General features: G+C 38.9%; 18 protein-coding genes. 14 read left to right on the top strand and 4 right to left on the bottom strand.

Annotated features, from left to right (window positions below; translation table 11 throughout):
• The first annotated feature begins 32 nt into the window (after positions 1 to 32).
• The 6 genes from rbfA (at position 33) to C9J37_RS06005 (ending at position 6,469) form a co-directional block, all read left to right on the top strand.
• Positions 33 to 374: a 30S ribosome-binding factor RbfA gene (gene rbfA / locus C9J37_RS06030; RefSeq protein ID WP_024361990.1), complete on the top strand. Its 342-nt coding sequence runs from the start codon at positions 33 to 35 to the stop codon at positions 372 to 374.
• A gap of 76 nt (positions 375 to 450) precedes the next feature.
• Complete coding sequence (gene truB / locus C9J37_RS06025; RefSeq protein ID WP_107894659.1) at positions 451 to 1,362, top strand: tRNA pseudouridine(55) synthase TruB; 912 nt, start codon at positions 451 to 453, stop codon at positions 1,360 to 1,362.
• Positions 1,363 to 1,375: 13 nt separating this feature from the next.
• A complete protein-coding gene (gene ribF / locus C9J37_RS06020) occupies positions 1,376 to 2,326 on the top strand; it encodes a riboflavin biosynthesis protein RibF (RefSeq protein WP_107894658.1) in 951 nt (316 codons plus the stop codon).
• 170 nt (positions 2,327 to 2,496) lie between these two features.
• Positions 2,497 to 2,766 (top strand): 30S ribosomal protein S15, encoded by a 270-nt coding sequence (gene rpsO / locus C9J37_RS06015; protein WP_008178982.1) that lies wholly within the window; start codon positions 2,497 to 2,499, stop codon positions 2,764 to 2,766.
• Positions 2,767 to 3,057: 291 nt separating this feature from the next.
• Positions 3,058 to 5,172, top strand: a complete 2,115-nt coding sequence (pnp, locus tag C9J37_RS06010; RefSeq protein WP_024361987.1) for a polyribonucleotide nucleotidyltransferase — start codon at positions 3,058 to 3,060, stop codon at positions 5,170 to 5,172.
• Between the two features lie 73 nt (positions 5,173 to 5,245).
• Positions 5,246 to 6,469, top strand: coding sequence for a M16 family metallopeptidase (locus C9J37_RS06005; RefSeq protein WP_107894657.1), 1,224 nt, complete (start codon positions 5,246 to 5,248; stop codon positions 6,467 to 6,469).
• A 254-nt stretch (positions 6,470 to 6,723) separates the two neighbouring features.
• On the opposite strand, the gene C9J37_RS06000 is transcribed toward C9J37_RS06005, so the two are convergent.
• Genes C9J37_RS06000 through C9J37_RS05985 form a run of 4 tightly spaced genes read right to left on the bottom strand, consistent with a single transcriptional unit; the run spans position 6,724 to position 9,202 of the window.
• Positions 6,724 to 7,338 (bottom strand): ABC-2 transporter permease, encoded by a 615-nt coding sequence (locus C9J37_RS06000; protein ID WP_107894656.1) that lies wholly within the window; start codon positions 7,336 to 7,338, stop codon positions 6,724 to 6,726.
• A gap of 14 nt (positions 7,339 to 7,352) precedes the next feature.
• The gene (locus C9J37_RS05995) at positions 7,353 to 7,979 is read right to left on the bottom strand and encodes an ABC-2 transporter permease (RefSeq protein ID WP_107894655.1); all 627 of its coding nucleotides are present in this window, start codon (positions 7,977 to 7,979) and stop codon (positions 7,353 to 7,355) included.
• Positions 7,976 to 8,824: an ABC transporter ATP-binding protein gene (locus tag C9J37_RS05990; RefSeq protein ID WP_107894654.1), complete on the bottom strand. Its 849-nt coding sequence runs from the start codon at positions 8,822 to 8,824 to the stop codon at positions 7,976 to 7,978. The genes C9J37_RS05995 and C9J37_RS05990 overlap by 4 nt, the downstream gene beginning before the upstream one ends.
• Complete coding sequence (locus C9J37_RS05985; protein WP_024361982.1) at positions 8,825 to 9,202, bottom strand: GntR family transcriptional regulator; 378 nt, start codon at positions 9,200 to 9,202, stop codon at positions 8,825 to 8,827. It lies immediately after the preceding gene.
• Positions 9,203 to 9,347: 145 nt separating this feature from the next.
• Here C9J37_RS05985 and C9J37_RS05980 point away from each other — a divergent pair, with 145 nt between their 5' ends.
• The 8 genes from C9J37_RS05980 to C9J37_RS05945 all read left to right on the top strand — a co-directional run bounded on the left by C9J37_RS05980 (position 9,348) and on the right by C9J37_RS05945 (position 18,540).
• A complete protein-coding gene (locus C9J37_RS05980) occupies positions 9,348 to 9,611 on the top strand; it encodes a YlmC/YmxH family sporulation protein (protein ID WP_024361981.1) in 264 nt (87 codons plus the stop codon).
• A gap of 9 nt (positions 9,612 to 9,620) precedes the next feature.
• Complete coding sequence (locus C9J37_RS05975; RefSeq protein ID WP_024361980.1) at positions 9,621 to 10,400, top strand: dipicolinate synthase; 780 nt, start codon at positions 9,621 to 9,623, stop codon at positions 10,398 to 10,400.
• On the top strand, positions 10,394 to 10,984 hold the full coding sequence (locus tag C9J37_RS05970; RefSeq protein WP_024361979.1) for a dipicolinate synthase subunit B: 591 nt from the start codon (positions 10,394 to 10,396) through the stop codon (positions 10,982 to 10,984). Before C9J37_RS05975 ends, C9J37_RS05970 begins: the two co-directional genes overlap by 7 nt.
• Before the next feature lie 82 nt (positions 10,985 to 11,066).
• A complete protein-coding gene (locus C9J37_RS05965) occupies positions 11,067 to 12,104 on the top strand; it encodes an aspartate-semialdehyde dehydrogenase (RefSeq protein WP_107894653.1) in 1,038 nt (345 codons plus the stop codon).
• A gap of 13 nt (positions 12,105 to 12,117) precedes the next feature.
• Positions 12,118 to 13,017, top strand: a complete 900-nt coding sequence (gene dapA, locus C9J37_RS05960; protein ID WP_107894652.1) for a 4-hydroxy-tetrahydrodipicolinate synthase — start codon at positions 12,118 to 12,120, stop codon at positions 13,015 to 13,017.
• 333 nt (positions 13,018 to 13,350) lie between these two features.
• Entirely contained in the window at positions 13,351 to 15,018 is a 1,668-nt protein-coding gene (locus C9J37_RS05955; protein WP_069510073.1) for a ribonuclease J, read from the top strand.
• A gap of 310 nt (positions 15,019 to 15,328) precedes the next feature.
• The gene (locus tag C9J37_RS05950; protein WP_107894651.1) at positions 15,329 to 17,623 is read left to right on the top strand and encodes an FtsK/SpoIIIE family DNA translocase; all 2,295 of its coding nucleotides are present in this window, start codon (positions 15,329 to 15,331) and stop codon (positions 17,621 to 17,623) included.
• Positions 17,624 to 17,811: 188 nt separating this feature from the next.
• On the top strand, positions 17,812 to 18,540 hold the full coding sequence (locus tag C9J37_RS05945; protein WP_024361974.1) for a GntR family transcriptional regulator: 729 nt from the start codon (positions 17,812 to 17,814) through the stop codon (positions 18,538 to 18,540).
• Positions 18,541 to 18,579: the final 39 nt, after the last annotated feature.

Here is an 18,579-nt window from a genome sequence, read left to right as displayed (position 1 = left end):
ATAGCTGAACATCGAAATAGAGGTGACTAATTATGTCTCTACGCTCAAACCGTGTTGCTGAGCAAATGAAAAAAGAGCTTGGTGATATTATTGGCCGTAAAATTAAAGACCCGCGTGTTGGCTTCGTTACTGTTACTGGTGTAGATGTAACAGGTGATTTACAACAAGCGACAATTTATATTACATCATTAGGCAATGAACGTGAACGTGAGGAAACGCTAAAAGCTTTAGTAAAAGCTGCTGGTTTTATCCGTTCTGAAATCGGTTCTCGTATTCGTTTACGTCGAACACCAGAATTAATCTTTGAATTTGACTCATCGATTGAGTATGGTAACCGCATTGATTCATTACTACGTGGTTTACACAAAGAATAACAACAGTAAAAGTCTGCCACATGCATCTTCATGCAGGCAGGCTTTTTTCATGTGATGATGCTAAAGGGGGATTTAGATGAACGGTATTTTACCGCTTTGGAAAGAACGTGGCATGACGAGTCATGATTGCGTCTTTAAATTACGAAAAATATTGCGAACAAAAAAAGTTGGCCATACGGGCACTTTAGATCCAGGAGTAGAAGGGGTTCTGCCCATCTGTATCGGACAGGCAACCCGCATTGCCGAATATTTAACGGATGCAGGAAAGACATATGAGGCAGTCATTTCCATTGGGCGAACAACGACGACTGAAGATGCAGAAGGGGAAACGGTTGCGGAAGATACTACAAATAAGGCGTTTACGCGTGCGGAGTTGCTGGATGTCTTAGCTTCCTTAACGGGTGTTATTAATCAGACACCACCGATGTTTTCAGCTGTTAAAGTCAATGGGAAACGGCTATATGAATATGCACGTAAAGGCGAAACGGTGGAAAGACCGACAAGACAGGTAACAATTTATGCGTTAGAGTTGCTTGATGATAAGGAAATTTACGAAGGGCATGAAATTACATTCCCTGTAAGGATTTCATGTAGCAAAGGCACATATATTCGTACATTAGCTGTACAAATTGGTGAAGCGCTTGGCTACCCTGCACATATGCAAGAGCTTGTGCGAACTGCCTCTGGCACATTTACACAAGACAATTGTTTTACACTAGCACAAGTTGCAGAATTAATGGAAAATGAACAAATTCATACATGCATTCTTCCAGTAGAATATGCATTATCAGACTATCCATATATTGAAATAACATCATCGATTGAAAAAGAAATTTTCAATGGACAAGTGCTTCCAGCAGATGCATTATTAAAGGTGCATGATAAAATTGTGTTTGGAATCAAAGGGAAAGCATTTGCGGTTTACCAAGCCCATCCGACAAAAGAAGGGTTGATGAAGCCACATAAAATGTTCCCAACGATAGAGTAGGAGGATTTTTTGTATGGAGGTCATTCATTTAAAATACCCACACCAATTACAACAGCGAGAAAGTATACAGCCGTACTCATTGGCAATTGGCTTTTTTGATGGTGTACATATTGGACATCAGGCGGTTATTGAAGCGGCCAAGCAAGAGGGGGACAAGCGACAAATCCCGACTGCCGTTATGACATTTGATCCGCATCCATCATTAGTGCTAGGCGGACGCAATGAAAAAGTATTTTATATTACATTACTACAGCAAAAATTACAGCTGTTTGAAGAACTAGGTGTTGATACGGTATTTGTTGTACACTTCACATCAGACTTTGCGAAGCTGTCACCGGCTGCTTTTATTGATACCTTTATTCGAGGGTTCAATATTCAACATGTTACAGCAGGATTTGATTTTTCATTTGGGGCATTTGGTAAAGGCACGATGGAAGATATGCGTGTCTTAAGCAATGGCGAATATGGTGTAACGGTGGTCGATAAGAAAGTTGACTCGCTTGAGAAAATCAGCTCAACACGCATTCGTAAATTATTACAAGAGGGCGATATGGAGGCTGCTCGTATGCTTCTAGGACGTCCATTTGAAATAAAGGGTATTGTGGTGCATGGCGATAAACGTGGACGTACAATCGGCTTTCCTACTGCAAATGTACAAGCACTAGAGGGTACTTACATTCCAGCAAGTGGTGTGTATGCAGTACGATTGCTTGTACAAAATAATTGGTATGATGGTGTATGTAATGTAGGTTATAAACCAACATTTAAAGATCCAAACGACAAGCAATTATCTATCGAAGTACATATTTTAAACTTCGAGAAAAACATCTATGGGGAAGAAGTACATGTTGCTTGGTATAAACGTATTCGAAGCGAGCGGAAGTTTGACGGAATTGAAGCGCTAAAAATTCAAATAGAGAAAGATAAGCAAGAGGCTATACAATTTTTTCATGTTATGAAATAGCGCTGTCCGCAGCACCATATGGTATGAGCTATGTTATTACTTGCTTGCCCCATTGTTTTATGGTAACATTCATAAGTGCATAAAGTGCTTAACCTTAGCTCGGTATACCGATGACTCCAACGTTTACTGTGCTAATGGGGATTTAACAATTATTTAGGAGGTCAATACAAATGGCTATTACAAAAGAACGTAAAAACGAAATTATCGCTGAGTACCGTACTCACGAAAGTGACACTGGTTCTCCAGAAGTACAAGTTGCAGTTTTAACAGCTGAAATCAACGCTTTAAACACTCACTTACGTACACACAAAAAAGATTTCCACTCTGAGCGTGGTCTTCTTAAAATGGTAGGTCGTCGTCGTCACTTACTTAAATATCTTCGTGAAACTGACGTTCAACGTTACCGTGAACTAATCAATCGTTTAGGCTTACGTCGCTAATTGACAATCGAAAAGCGGGATTATTCCCGCTTTTTCTTTATGTTTATAAACTTTCTAGCTAACGACGAATAGCAACAGATAATGAATAGTAAGTAAAAATATAAGATGAAAACAAGCAAAAACGCCATTAAAACCAAATAAAGCAATAAATCCTAAATAAATTGGCAATAACTGAATTTAAATGTATGATTATTTCATGAAATATTTAGCATAGAACAAGCATTTTTGGTACACTTACTATTAGTACATACAGACGAGTAAGTGTTTTTATAATAGAGAGGGGTTCATTGAATGAACGAAAAGAAAGTCTATTCCTACGAATGGGCTGGCCGTCCACTTGTAATTGAAGTAGGACAGTTAGCAAAACAAGCAAATGGAGCAGCATTAGTACGCTACGGTGATACTTCTGTACTTGCAACAGCAACAATGTCAAAATCACCAAAACCACTTGATTTCTTCCCATTAACAGTAAACTACGAAGAACGTTTATATGCAGCAGGTAAAATTCCTGGCGGCTTTATTAAACGTGAAGGACGCCCATCTGAAAAAGCAATTCTAGCAAGCCGTTTAATTGACCGTCCAATTCGTCCGATGTTCCCAGACGGTTTCCGTAATGAAGTACAAGTTATTTCTATGGTTATGTCTAATGACCCTGATTGCACATCTGAAATGGCAGCAATGGTAGGTTCATCATTAGCATTAGCAATTTCTGATATTCCATTCGATGGACCAATTGCCGGTGTACAAGTTGGTTATATTGACGGTGAATTCATCGTGAACCCAACTGTTGAGCAAGCGAACATGTCAACAATCCATTTATCTGTAGCGGGTAACAAGGATGCTATTAACATGGTTGAAGCGGGCGCTTTAGAAGTGCCTGAAGAAGTAATGTTAGAAGCAATTATGTTCGGTCATGAAGAAATTAAAAAAATAATTGCTTTCCAAGAACAAATTGTTGCTGAAGTAGGGAAAGAAAAATTACCTGTCACATTATTTGAAATTGATGAAGCGATTCAAGCAGATATTAAAGCAGCTTGTGAAACTGATATGCATGACGCTATTCAAACAGCTGAAAAGCATGCACGTGATGAAGCAATCACTGCGGTGAAAGATCGTATCATTGCTTCTTATGAAGAGCAAGAAGCCGATGAAACAACAATGAAACAAGTGCATACTATTTTAGATAAAATGGTAAAAGACGAAGTACGTCGTCAAATTACAGAAGATAAAATCCGTCCAGATGGTCGTAAGTTGGATGAAATTCGTCCACTTTCTTCTGAAACAGGCCTATTACAACGTACGCACGGTTCAGCATTATTTACACGTGGACAAACTCAAGCCTTATCAATTTGTACATTAGGTGCACTTGGTGATGTTCAAATTATTGACGGATTAGGTGTTGAGGAATCTAAACGCTTTATGCATCACTACAATTTCCCACAATTCTCTGTAGGGGAAACAGGCCCAATTCGTGGACCAGGTCGTCGTGAAATCGGTCACGGTGCTCTAGGTGAGCGTGCACTAGAAGCAGTCATTCCTGATGAATCTGTATTCCCATACACAATCCGTTGTGTATCAGAAGTACTTGAATCAAACGGTTCAACATCACAAGCGTCAATTTGTGCTTCTACATTAGCTATGATGGATGCTGGTGTTCCGTTAAAAGCACCTGTTGCAGGTATCGCGATGGGGCTGATTAAAAAAGGCGAGCATTATTCCATTTTAACAGATATCCAAGGTATGGAAGACCATCTTGGCGATATGGACTTTAAAGTAGCAGGTACGGCTAAAGGCGTAACAGCACTTCAAATGGATATTAAAATTGACGGTCTATCACGAAATATTTTAGAAGAAGCATTGACTCAAGCTAAAATTGGCCGTATGCATATTTTAGAATCGATGCTTGCAACATTGGCTCAACCACGTGAAAAATTATCTGCTTATGCACCAAAAATCGTGATTGTACGTATCAATCCAGATAAAATCCGCGATGTTATTGGACCAGGCGGTAAGCAAATTAATAAAATTATTGAAGAAACTGGCGTAAAAATTGATACAGAACAAGATGGTACAATTTACATCTCTTCAGCAGACGAAGAAATGAACGCTCGTGCAAAACAAATTATCGAAGACATCGTACGTGAAGCAAAAGTGGGCGAATACTACTTATCCACTGTAAAACGTATCGAAAAATTCGGTGCATTCTGTGAAATCTTCCCAGGGAAAGATGGCTTATTACACATCTCTGAAATTCAAGAGGAACGTACAAAGCAAGTGGAAGATGTGTTAAAACTAGGCGATCAGTTACTTGTAAAAGTAATTGAAATCGACAAACAAGGTCGTGTGAATTTATCTCGTAAAGTGGTTATTCAAGAAGAAAAAGAACGCGCAGAACAAGGTAAATAATTTGATAAAAAAAGGCTGCGTATGATGCGCAGCCTTTTTTAAATAAAACGGATGTATAAGAGGAGGAAAATATTTGGTACAAGTACATACATGTCAAAACGGTGTGCGTATTGTGTCAGAGCAAATTGATCATGTTAGATCTGTTGCTCTTGGCATATTTGTCAATGCTGGTTCACGCTATGAATTACCTGAGGAAAATGGGATTACGCACTTTATCGAACATATGCTTTTTAAAGGTACAACAACGCGAAGTGCTCGCCAAATCGCTGAAGAGTTTGACCGTATTGGAGGCGAATTAAATGCCTTTACTTCAAAAGAAAATACTTGCTACTATGCGAAAGTTTTAGACCATCATGCAGAGCTGGCTATTACAATCCTTGCAGATATGTTTTTTCATTCGACATTTGCAGAAGAGGAATTAGAAAAGGAACGCCAGGTCGTACTAGAAGAAATATTAATGAGCGAAGATGCTCCAGATGATGATGTGCATGAAAAGCTTTGGCAAGTCATGTATCCAAATGATGCCCTAGGTCGCCCGATTTTAGGGACTGCCGCTACGTTAAAAACATTTACAGCAGATATGATTCGCAATTATATGGCGAAACATTATGGACCAAAATCGATTGTCATTTCTGTGGCAGGCAATATTTCTCCAACCCTATTAACAACGATTGAAGATTTATTCGGACGTTACGAAGCATCACCACTTGCTGTTGTGCCTGTCCTAACAAATCCTCAGTTCCATCCAGGAGAAATAACGAAAACGCGAGATACGGAGCAGGCGCATTTAGCCCTTTCTTACCCAGCTATTGGCGTCAAAGATCCGGATATGTATAGTTTTATTGCGTTAAATAATATTATTGGTGGCAATATGAGTTCTCGACTATTTCAAGAAGTACGTGAAGAGCGTGGCTTAGCATATACAATTTTCTCCTACCAATCTTGCTACGCAGATGTTGGGGCATTTACAATTTACGGCAGTGCAAGTCGTCAACAACTATCACAATTGCAACATACCATTGATGCCACATTACTTGATATCGTAGCGGGGGGCGTGACGGAGGAAGAGTTAGATAATGCCAAGGAACAGTTAAAAGGAAGCTTTGTGCTTGGCCTTGAAGGAACAGGCGCACGTATGAACCGAAATGGTACTAGTGAATTAGTGCACCGAAGACATCGGTCAGTAGATGAAGTGCTCGCGTCCATCGATGCGGTAACGATGGAGTCTGTAGATCGTCTTATCTCGAAAATATTAAAAGCTGAGCCAGCGATTTCCATCATCGGACCTGAAGCTTAACATAAAGCAGATAACGTTAATATAAAAAGTGCGAGGCATCCATCGATTCAAATGTTGGATGCCTTTTCTTGCGAAAAAACTGACACTTAAGAGGGATTGTCCTCATGAGCTTGATTGAGGGATGACTAAATGGAACAAGTGTGAGAGATATGTTCCAAGAAAGCGAGCGCATGGAATGGAAATTGGGCCTCAATTAAATTTGAGCAAAGCCCAATCACGATACTTATGATGAGGCTTTGCATATTGCGGTAACATTAAAAAATCTCTTTTTCTCTATAGAGCACATGGCATTTTCGAAAAACGACAACACTAATAATTGCGCTAATAACTGTTGGTATTAGTATGACGGACAAATTAGCGGCTAGCATTGCTAAGTAATAATGAATTGGAAAATTAATAAAAAAAATAGCTACTATATAAATGAACATTTTAAAGGAACGCGTCCCTTTAGTTTCCGCTAAATGATGTAAATAAAACTGCGTACAAATAAGCAAAATCGCACAGCTAATATTAGCGAAATAAATAGCGAAATGCTCGAAACGATTACTTTGTTCGTAAAACGATGAAAAGTAAATAGGAGCAGATGTGATAAAAAGTAGTGCAATAAAGCTGTAGCAATAGAGATAATCCGCTAGTAACTGCGTTTTTTTAGTTAAAGGAAGACTGTTTACAAAGAGTTCCCACTTCACTTTATGATCTTGCGTATACATGCTTTGAACTATCGTTGCAGATAAAATTAACGCAAACATGGCGATAGAAGCGTTACTAAAATAACGGAAGTTGATTAAAGTTATAAATAAGCTAATGATAATCACTATAAAAATATGCCCTTTTTGCATGGACAATCTATGCCACAATAAAGCTTTCATGGTACACACCCCTTCTAAAAATCCTTGCGTTTATAGATTGCTGTTGCAATAAGAGAAGATAACCATAAAATAAATAGTCCAATAAATGGTACTAAATAGCTGAACTGTTGTAGCTTAGAAATCGTAATCACAACATCTGCAAAATACTCCTCTAACAGTCCAATGAGTAAACCAGGAATAAAGCATAAAACAATCAGAACGATTCGACCTTTTATAGAGCCGTATTTGATATAAATCGGTAAGATTAAAGCAAGCAAACAAAATGCCGCCCCAATTAGAAGATTGAATGTAAGGAAAAAATTAGCGGTTTCCCAATCGTTTGTAAAATGATTTATGAGAAAAACTACAGGTAATGCAATAATCAGACCAATTAACATTAACACAAGGCTAAGCATGTATTTACTAAGGACAATTTCGCTTTTGGTAATGGGTAAGGTATTGACATATTTGTCCCAACTGCAAAGTTCATCGTAGGTAAGGGCCGTAATGGCCTGAATAACAAGGATAAATAATATAAAGGAAAAAACAATAGATCCTTGCCCCATTAGTATGGAAAAAAATAGCATTGGGATAAGTATAAAAGCTTGTGTCTTTAGCTGACGCTGTATCGTCATTAAATCTTTTACTAGAAGAGCAGTCATGGCTGAACACTACCTTTCACGAAAAATAGCATGATATCCTCAATAGTCGGTCTTTCAACGGTAAATGCTTCGCTTATTTCATTTTTTAGAACAAGTACTTCAAGCCCGAAAGTACCTTCGCGTTTTTGAATAATTGCTTGCTCAGGTAATTCGCTTATTTCCTCATTCGTCCCTTTAAAAATCCCGTAATCATATAGTAAGACATCCTTGCTTTCACTAAATAATATTTCACCGTTATGAATAAATGTAATATAGTCAGCTATCTTTTCTAAATCACTTGTTATATGTGATGAAAATAGTATGCTATGTGTTTCATCCTGCATAAACGCTAAAAATAAGTCGAGAATTTCATCACGTATAATTGGGTCTAATCCACTTGTTGGTTCATCTAAAATTAATAATTTCGGATGGTGCGACAATGCTAACGCTATCGATAGCTTCATCCTCATGCCTCGAGACAACTCTTTTACCTTTTTTCGCTTAGGCACCTTAAATTGCGTCAATCGCTCAAAATAATAATTAGAATCCCATGTTTTAAACACCCTTTTCATAAATTTGTCGAGTTGCGTCGCATTCAGCGTTTCAGGTACATGCAGCTCGTCGAAAACGACACCGATGTCGTTTTTTATCGCAAGCTCATATTCGACAATATCTTTACCGAATAGCAAAATTTCGCCATATTCTTTTTTCAATAAATTAAGCATGCATTTTATGGTAGTGGATTTACCTGCACCGTTTTCACCAACAAAGCCCATTACTGTACCTTGTGGGACTGAAAAACTAATATCTTTTAGTGAAAAGCCTTCAAAGCCTTTGTGTAAATCATGGATTTCAATGGCATTCATTTAGTTGTCCTCCTCTACAATTAACGAAAGTAAGTCTACTAACTCCTCTTTTACAAGTCCTGCGGTTTTAGCTATTCTGACGGCTTTTTGTAAATGCTCCTCTACTTGGCGCAATAACTCCTCACGTAAAAAATCTTGGTTACGTTCAGTAACAAAGCTACCTTTTCCCGCTACCGTTTCAATAAAGCCGTCTCGCTCTAAATCTGCATATGCTCGTTTGGTTGTCATCACGCTAATTTTGAGATCCTTGGCGAGTGCACGTATAGAGGGTAGTGCATCGCCTGCGTGAAGCTTATTGGCTAAAATGGCTTCTTTTAGCTGAACAGTAATTTGTTCATAGATTGGTTTATCACTCGCATTGCTTAAATGGATACGCACTTATTTTCACCTCTTGATTATAACTGTATATACACACTATACACAGTATGTATGAAAGTTGCAACCTAGAAGTACTTTTGTATGGGGCACGAATTGCAAAAACTCGGCATATATTGGGTTAACGGCTCAAGGAGGGAGATGAGGCATGCTATTATCTGAAATGGTGGATAAAGAATTGATTCAAGTTGAAGGTGGTGTACATTTTGGCATACTGGCACACACAGAATGCCTATTAGATGTGCAGACAGGAAAGATACATGGATTTGAGATTATTAAAGAAAAAATGCCATTCCAAAAGAAGAAAGTAAAAGTTAGTGAAATGATTCCGTGGCATGAAATTATATTAATTGGAGAAGATCGTATTTTATTTAACAAAACGACGACAGTACAGTCTGAATTTTTACAGTGAGGTGAGCTTTTGGAAAACGAAAAATGGCTGGTAATCGGCGAGGACTCAAGATTAAAAGAATTAGCGACGATGTTGCGAAGTCCTTCACGTACAGTATTTTATAAAAGAACTTCTGTTTGGAATGAGGAGTTAAATAAACTTGTCTTAGAGTTCCAGCCTAATAAAATTGTTCTCCCTATACTTCCGTTGAAGATAGAAGTTGAGCAATTGTATGGCATATCACAAGTGAAGTTTTATACGGGTCGATTAACGATGCATTGGAAGCAATTGCTAGAAAAAAATGACACGAATTGTTACTTGCAGCAGGAGTCTTTTATTTGGCAAAATGCAAGGTTGACGGCGGAGGGATTTATCGCCACATTTTACGGACTCGAGCAGAAATGTATTTACGGACAAAACTTTACTATCGCAGGCTTTGGTCGCATCGCCAAAATGCTCGCATCTTTACTCGTAAAGATGGGCGCTAATGTGCATATTGTTGCGCGTTCAGTGGTACAAGTGAGTGAAGCAAAAGCATATGGCTATAAAGCTTCGAATTTAGACGATCGAAAATGGTCCATACATGATGGGATTTTCATTAATACGATTCCAGCTAAGTGGATTACAGAATCGTTTCAGGATCATGTGCCAGCCGTGTTATATGATTTAGCTTCGGAGCCAGGCTGTTTAGATATTGATGCGGACCAATTGCAAACGTATGTACTATTGCCATCATTACCTGGGAAATACTTTGCACATGATGCGGCAGAAATTTTGTGCAAGGCAATAGAGGAGGAAGAAAATTGCTGACGGGTAAACGAATTGGTTTAGGCATTACGGCTTCACATTGTACGTATGAAGATGTTGTACCAAAGATTCAAAATTTTATTGATGCAGGGGCGACCGTTATCCCCATTATTACGCATTCAGTATTACATGCCGCAACACGTTTTGGAACAGGGGAAGAATGGATTGCGAAAATAGAGGCTTTGACAGGGGAAAAGGTCATTTCTTCTATAAAAGAAGCGGAACCATTTGGGCCTTCCAATCCGTTGGATGCAATGGTCATAGCACCAATGACTGGCAATAGTATTAGTAAATTTGCCAATGCCGCGACGGATAGTCCTGTGCTCATGGCTGCAAAGGCAACTTTGCGAAATGGCTCCCCAGTCGTTCTAGGTATTTCTACAAATGATGCGCTGGGCTTAAATGGCATCAATATTATGAAACTGCTCAATGCGAAAAACATCTACTTTATTCCATTTGGTCAGGATTCACCACATGGAAAACCCAATTCATTAATTGCTGATTTTGACCAAATGGTCGACACGGTTCATGCAGCAATTACGCAGAAAAAGCAATTACAACCACTGTTGATACAATATTTCAAATAAATCATTAATTGCACACAATTTTCAGTATTTTTATGATACAATAGCACACATTATGGAACTTGTATTCAAGGAGAGATGACAGATGACTAAGCAGTTAACAGTTGCGGTTGTAGGTGCAACAGGAGCAGTAGGTTCAAAAATGATGGAACAGCTAATTAAACGAAAATTTCCAATCGGACAGATTAAGTTTTTAGCTTCTGCACGTTCTGCAGGAAAACCAATCGAATTTAATGGTGAGACGTATACAATTGAAGAAGCGACACCTGAAGCTTTTGAAGGCGTCAATGTCGCTTTATTCTCTGCGGGTGGTTCTGTATCGGCAGTGCTAGCGCCAGAAGCGGCAAAACGCGGGGCAGTAGTCATTGACAATACGAGCCATTTCCGTATGGATCCAGAGGTACCACTAGTTGTACCTGAAGTGAATCGCGGCGATCTTGCAAAACATAAGGGCATTATTGCAAATCCAAACTGCTCGACTATTCAAATGGTTGCAGCACTTGAACCAATCCGTGCAACATTTGGTTTAACGAAAGTATTGGTATCGACGTACCAAGCTGTTTCTGGTGCAGGTATTTCAGCAATTGAAGAACTAAAAGCACAAAGCGCAAACTGGGATGCAGGTAAGGATGTAGAAGCAAATATTTTACCAAGTGGTGGCGACAAACGTCATTTCCCGATTGCTCGTAATGTCATTCCACAAATTGATAAATTTACAGACAATGGCTTTACATACGAAGAAATGAAAATGATTAATGAAACGAAGAAAATTATGCATGCACCAGAACTAAAAGTTGCTGCTACTTGCGTACGTGTACCAGTTGTTTCAGGACACTCTGAATCTGTTTATATTGAAGTAGAGAAGGAAACTTCAGTTGAAGGGATTTTCGAAGTATTACGTCATGCACCTGGAATTGTATTACAGGATGATATCGCAACACAAACTTACCCAATGCCGATTTATGCTGAAGGTGAAGATGCTACTTTTGTAGGACGTATCCGTCAAGACTTAGACAATAAAAAAGGATTCCATCTATGGATCGTATCAGATAATTTATTAAAAGGCGCTGCATTGAACTCTATCCAAATTGCAGAAGCAATGCTTGAGGATAACTTACTATAAGAGGGGTGTAAGGATGAATTTAGGTCGAATTGGAACGGCGATGATTACGCCGTTTAAAGATGATGGCACGATTAATTATCCAGAACTAGAACGTATTATTAATTATTTAATAGATAATGGTACGGATTGCATTGTTGCATGTGGCACAACCTCTGAAAACCCAACGATGACCACAGAAGAAAAAATTGAAGTTGTACGATTTACGGTAGAAAAAGTAGCGGGTCGTGTACCAGTTATTGCAGGTACAGGGGACAATGAAACAGCCTATTCCATCGCGATGACGCATAAGGCTGAGGAAAATGGTGCGGATGGTATTATGTTAGTAGCACCTTATTACAATAAACCAAACCAACGAGGTATTTACGCGCACTTTGAGACGATTGCAAAAGAAACAAAGCTGCCTGTGATGCTTTATAATGTACCAGGACGTACAGGTATAAACGTTGCCTATGAGACGTCTGTTGATTTAAGTAAAATTCCTAATATCTCATGGATTAAAGAGGCGAGCGGGAATTTAGATCAAATGGGCGATATTATTGAAAACGTTGACGCTGCAGATGATTTTTTAGTTTATAGCGGGGATGACGGATTAACATTACCGTTGCTGGCAATTGGTGGGGCTGGTGTCATTTCAGTTGCTTCACACGTTGTCGGAAATGATATGCAGTTAATGATAAAATTATTTGAAGAAGGAAAGCATGAACAGGCTGCAAAAATTCATCGAGCATTATTACCTTTAGTGCGTGCACTGTTTGCACAACCGAATCCTTCACCAATCAAATATGCGATGACAAAATTAGGCTTTGACACATTAAATGTTCGACTACCAATGGTAGAAATGACAGATGAAGAAAAAGCTAACTTCGACCAAATATGGGAAACGTACCAAGAAAAAGCTAAAAATTTTAGATAATAAGTGAAACTATAGATAAACTCGCCAAGAAGAGTTTATCTATAGTTTTTTTATTGTTGCGGTGCCAGACACTCAAACAATTTCAAACAATTTCATCACAAGCTAGGTAAAAATTCAAGGCAGAATCCAGTGAAAACGCGCAGGTGTAAGCCGCAACAAACCACGTGTTAGCGAGGCGTTTCGGCTTACTCCGTGCCCGCGGAAAGCGTAGTGGTTTTTTACGCTAGAATTGTTTGGGTGACTGGCACTTAAAATAATTTGTGCAAAAGCCTTGCAAACCGTATAATGAAAATAAGTGGTTGCTGTTCGGGATATTTTTTAGGAGGAAACAAATTGACAAAAAAGAAAAATGAATTAATTCGCATCATTCCACTAGGCGGTGTGGGCGAAATTGGAAAAGCAATGTGCGTAGTAGAAATTGACGAAGAGCTATTTGTAGTAGATAGCGGTTTAATGTTCCCAGAAGACGAGATGTTGGGCATTGACATCGTAATACCTGATATTACGTATTTAGAAGAAAACAAAGAGCGTGTGAAAGGGATTTTCTTAACACATGGTCATGAGGATGCCATTGGGTCAATCGCTTATATTTTACAAAAAGTGAAGGCACCAGTGTATGGATCAAAATTAACGATTGCACTTGCCAAAGAACATTTAAAGGAATTACCTGCACCACATCAGGTGAAATTCTTTGAAGTAACAAATCGTAGCCGTATGAATTTCAACTCTACGTATGTGACATTCTTCCATACAACACATAGTATTCCCGATTCGTTAGGGGTTGTGTTCCATACTTCTGAAGGAGCGATTGTTCATACTGGAGAGTTTAAATTCGACCAATCGGCAACAGGTAAGTTTAAACCGGATTTAGCCAAAATGGCACAGTTAGGTGAAGAAGGCGTATTTATCTTACTATCGGAGTCTTGTGAAGCAGAGCGACCAGGCTATACGACATCTGAAATTGTGATTGAAGAGCAATTATCAAAAACATTCCATTCGGCACCAGGTCGTATTTTAGTAGCTGTCTATGCGTCTAATTTCATTCGTATTCAACAAGTCCTAACGCAAGCGCAAAAATCGTTCCGCAAAGTGGTTATTGTGGGGAAACCTTTAGAAAAAGCTGTTGATTTAGGTGTACAGTTAGGGTACTTAACGGTAGAAGAAGATACGATTATTCCAATCTCTGAGATGCAAAAATATCAAGAAGAAGAAATTATTATTATCGCAACGGGTAATAGAGGCGAACCGTTAGATGCGTTAGAGAAAATTGTTCGTAAGCATCATCGAGACATTAAAATTAAACAAAATGATACAGTACTCATTACGTTTACGCCGTCTCCTGGGATGGAAGTGCAAATGGCCAATACGATGAACTCCATCGCAAAAGCTGGAGCTGAAATTTTGACATCGAGTAAAAATGTCCATGTATCAGGTCACGGTAGCCAAGAAGATTTAAAACTAATGTTGAATTTAATGCAGCCGAAATACTTTATTCCAGTTCAAGGGGAATATCGTATGTTGATTGCACACTCTAAGTTAGCACAACAGCTTGGTATGCAAAAATCACAAATTTTTATCGCTGATAAAGGTGATATTGTCGAATATAAAAATGGCAAAATGCGAATGAGTGGTCGTGTACAAGCTGGAAATGTATTAATAGACGGTATCGGTGTCGGCGATGTTGGAAATATTGTTTTACGTGATCGTAAATTACTTTCTCAAGATGGTATATTCATTGTTGTTGTCACTTTAAACCGTGCACAAAAGAAAATTGCTTCAGGTCCCGAAATTTTATCGCGTGGTTTCGTCTATGTGCGTGAGTCAGAACAACTAATGGTGGAAGCATCTGAAATTGCGAAAAACGTGATTGAAAAATATGTTGGGAAAGATACTTTCGAATGGACAAACATTAAGCAAGAAATTCGTGATACATTAAATACTTATTTATTCCAAAAAACGAAGCGCCGCCCAATGATTATCCCAATCATTATGGAGTATTAAAATTTTAAAAGATTTCTTTAACGCATGTTGCTAACGAGTGACGCCACATTTTGCAGCGTTGCGTTACCGATTGAATGTCAAAAGGATGAAAATGTCTTACATGAAAATGTGACATGACATAGTCAAGCACTTCAAAATAAGCTTGTTTTTTTGATAGAATCGAAAGTAGAGCAAGCTTTGAAGAAGTAGCGAAGGAGGAAGGATTTTCTTGCCGATAAAACGGTGGAAAATCCTTTTTTTGAAATAATCGAGTTCTACATGATATTATTCGCTACATATATAGAATGGATTGCAAAAGAAGGTGAAAAAGATGGCAAGTAATAAAAGGAAAAAAGTCACGAAAGCAAAACCAACATCCGATAAAAAAGAAATGCATCCGCTCATGTACGAAATTTTAGGGCTCATCTTAATCGCGATTGCGGTCATTATGATTTTTGAATATGGCATGATTGGGCGTATTTTACAAACCATTGCCATGTTTCTTTTAGGGAATTTACATTTTGCAGTGCCATTTATGCTTATATTTGTCGCATTGCTTCTTATGATTGGACAGAAAAAAGTAAGCCTAAAGGACCGGCTTATGTTAGGGATGGTTCTCATTGTTATGAGCTTGACTATTTTTAGTCATGGTATTTTATTTGAGCAATTAACAAAATCAGGTGGTTTATTATCGGAGTCTGTTTTGAGGGAGTCATGGCGAATATTAATCGATACGGATGGTGTAGTCCATCGAAGTAATGCACTTGGCGGTGGAATGGTAGGTGCACTGTTATTTAGCGGTCTTCATGTATTATTTGAAGCCACAGGAGCTAAAGTGGTAGCTTGGGTACTTTTCTTTATCGGTTTAATTTTAGTAACAGGAAAAGCACTCGTTCCATATTTAGCTGAAAAAATGCCTGTGCTCTTTGGAAAATGGCAAAAAAAACAGCAAGAAAAGAAAAAAAATACGCCAAAGAAACCGAAAAGTCGCCGTTCCAGAGCGGAAAGTACAGACGAGGTGGCAGCGGTCAATCACGCGCCAGCAGCCTATGAGGAAGAAGAGGAAGTTCCTCATGAGCCAATTATTTCTGCCTTTACGCAAAACGTTTCACATGAGCGAGTAGAAACATTGCAGACTGTAGAGCCTGTGGAGATTGAAGACGGAGAGCTTATTGATGATGTTCATATTGGTAGTGCAGACGCTGTGGAAAATGCAGATTATCAGTTACCTTCATTCAATCTATTACAAATGCCTCCACAACATGACCAAAGCGGTGAATATTCCGTTATTCAGGCAAATGCGAAAAAGCTAGAGCAAACATTGCAAAGCTTTGGTGTAAAAGCCAAAGTGACACAAGTTCATTTGGGACCTGCTGTAACAAAGTATGAGATTTTACCGGATATTGGTGTAAAAGTCAGTAAAATTGTCAACTTACAAGATGATCTTGCATTGGCACTTGCAGCGAAAGATATTCGGATGGAGGCGCCGATTCCTGGAAAGTCTGCCATTGGTATTGAAGTTCCAAATAGTGAGGTAGCAATCGTTACATTGCGAGAAGTACTAGAGTCAAAAGACGGAGCAAAGCCGGAATCGTTATTACAAGTAGCTTTAGGACGTGATATTACAGGACAAGCGGTGTTAGCAGAACTCAATAAAATGCCGCATTTACTTGTGGCAGGTTCAACGGGCAGCGGAAAAAGTGTGTGTATAAATGGCATTGTCGTATCCATACTAATGCGTACAAAGCCACATGAAGTCAAGCTGATGATGATTGACCCGAAAATGGTGGAATTGAATGTTTATAATGGAATCCCTCATTTGTTAGCACCGGTTGTAACCGATGCGCGCAAAGCGTCACAAGCACTGAAAAAGGTCGTTTCAGAAATGGAACGACGCTACGATTTATTTTCACATACGGGCACAAGAAATATTGAAGGTTATAATGGGCATGTCCAAAAGGTCAATGAACAAACAGAGGAAAAGCACCCTAAATTGCCATACATCGTAGTTATTGTAGATGAATTAGCAGACCTAATGATGGTTGCCTCAAATGACGTCGAAGATTCCATTACGCGTTTAGCACAAATGGCGCGAGCAGCGGGCATCCATTTAATATTAGCGACACAAAGACCAAGTGTAGACGTTCTAACGGGTGTTATTAAGGCGAATATCCCATCTCGAATCGCGTTTGCAGTATCATCTGCAATTGATTCGAGAACGATTTTAGATATGGGTGGAGCAGAGCGCCTGCTTGGACGTGGCGATATGTTATTTTTACCTGCTGGTGCATCGAAGCCGAAACGCGTGCAAGGTGCCTTTTTATCTGATCAGGAAGTAGAAGCGGTTGTTGATTTTGTTATAGAACAACAAAAAGCACAGTACCAGGAAGAGATGATTCCAAGTGAAGAAGAGACTGTTTTAGAAGAAACGGATGAATTATTTGACGAGGCCGTGCAATTAGTAGTGAATATGCAGACCGCCTCGGTATCGATGCTACAACGTCGCTTCCGTATTGGCTATTCGCGTGCTGCGCGCATTGTCGATCAGATGGAACAACGCGGTATTGTAGGACCTCCAGAGGGAAGCAAGCCTCGACAGGTGCTTATTCATCAATATGATAATTAAGGAAAAAACATGGGGGTATTGAGGAATTTATGTCCAAATGTTTGCGCCGAAAGTAAGGAAAGGATGATTTCTATTATTGATTTTGCTCAAAATAGTTTATTTCATTCTGCAAAAATGTTATATTTATGAACGATTAGTAGGAATGTTGTACATCAGATGTCTGATCTCTGATTTTGGTGGTGATTAATGTGACTATTAAAGCAGATCATCGTCATCTCTATCTTCAAGTAATTGATCGTTTAAAGTCTGACATCGAGACGGGCGTTTTCAAAGAAAATGAAAAACTTCCATCAGAATTTGAATTATCGAAATCACTAGGAGTAAGTCGAGCAACTCTTAGAGAGGCGCTTCGACTGTTGGAAGAGGAAAATGTGATTGTGCGTCGACATGGGGTTGGTACATTTGTCAATCCTAAGCCGTTGTTTACATCAGGCATCGAGCATTTATCCAGTATTTCTTCTATGATCGAAACAGCAGGTATGGAACCAGGGTCTAAGTTTTTAAAGGCAACTGAAAATATCCCTTCTGATGAAGATTTAAAACGCTTCCAATGTGATGGCGAAGATAAAATACTCACGATTGAACGCGTCAGAACAGCAGATGGTGAGCCAGTAGTTTATTGTATAGACAAATTACCAGCTAGCTTCCTGCCTACTGACTTTGTTGACAAAAAAGAAGTTTCACTTTTCTCGGCACTTGAGCAATCGGGTAAAATTCATGTTGCCTATGCTGTTACTTATATTGATCCGGTTGGGTATCATGAACAAGCATCACCGATTTTAAATTGTGGTCGTGAAACAGCTCTTTTAGTATTGAAACAGCTCCATTACGATGACAATGATCAAGTAGTGCTGTATTCAAAAAATTATTTCCGAGCTGATAAATTCAGCTTCCATGTAGTACGTAAACGGGTGTAGAACATTTCTAAATTATTTTCCTGCTAATTACAATACCTT

It is taken from the genome of Lysinibacillus mangiferihumi, from assembly GCF_003049665.1.
In the GTDB taxonomy this organism is placed as follows: Bacteria; Bacillota; Bacilli; order Bacillales_A; family Planococcaceae; genus Lysinibacillus; species Lysinibacillus mangiferihumi.
Note: the sequence above shows the minus strand (reverse complement) of the source record. Positions and strands in the feature narration are given on the sequence as shown.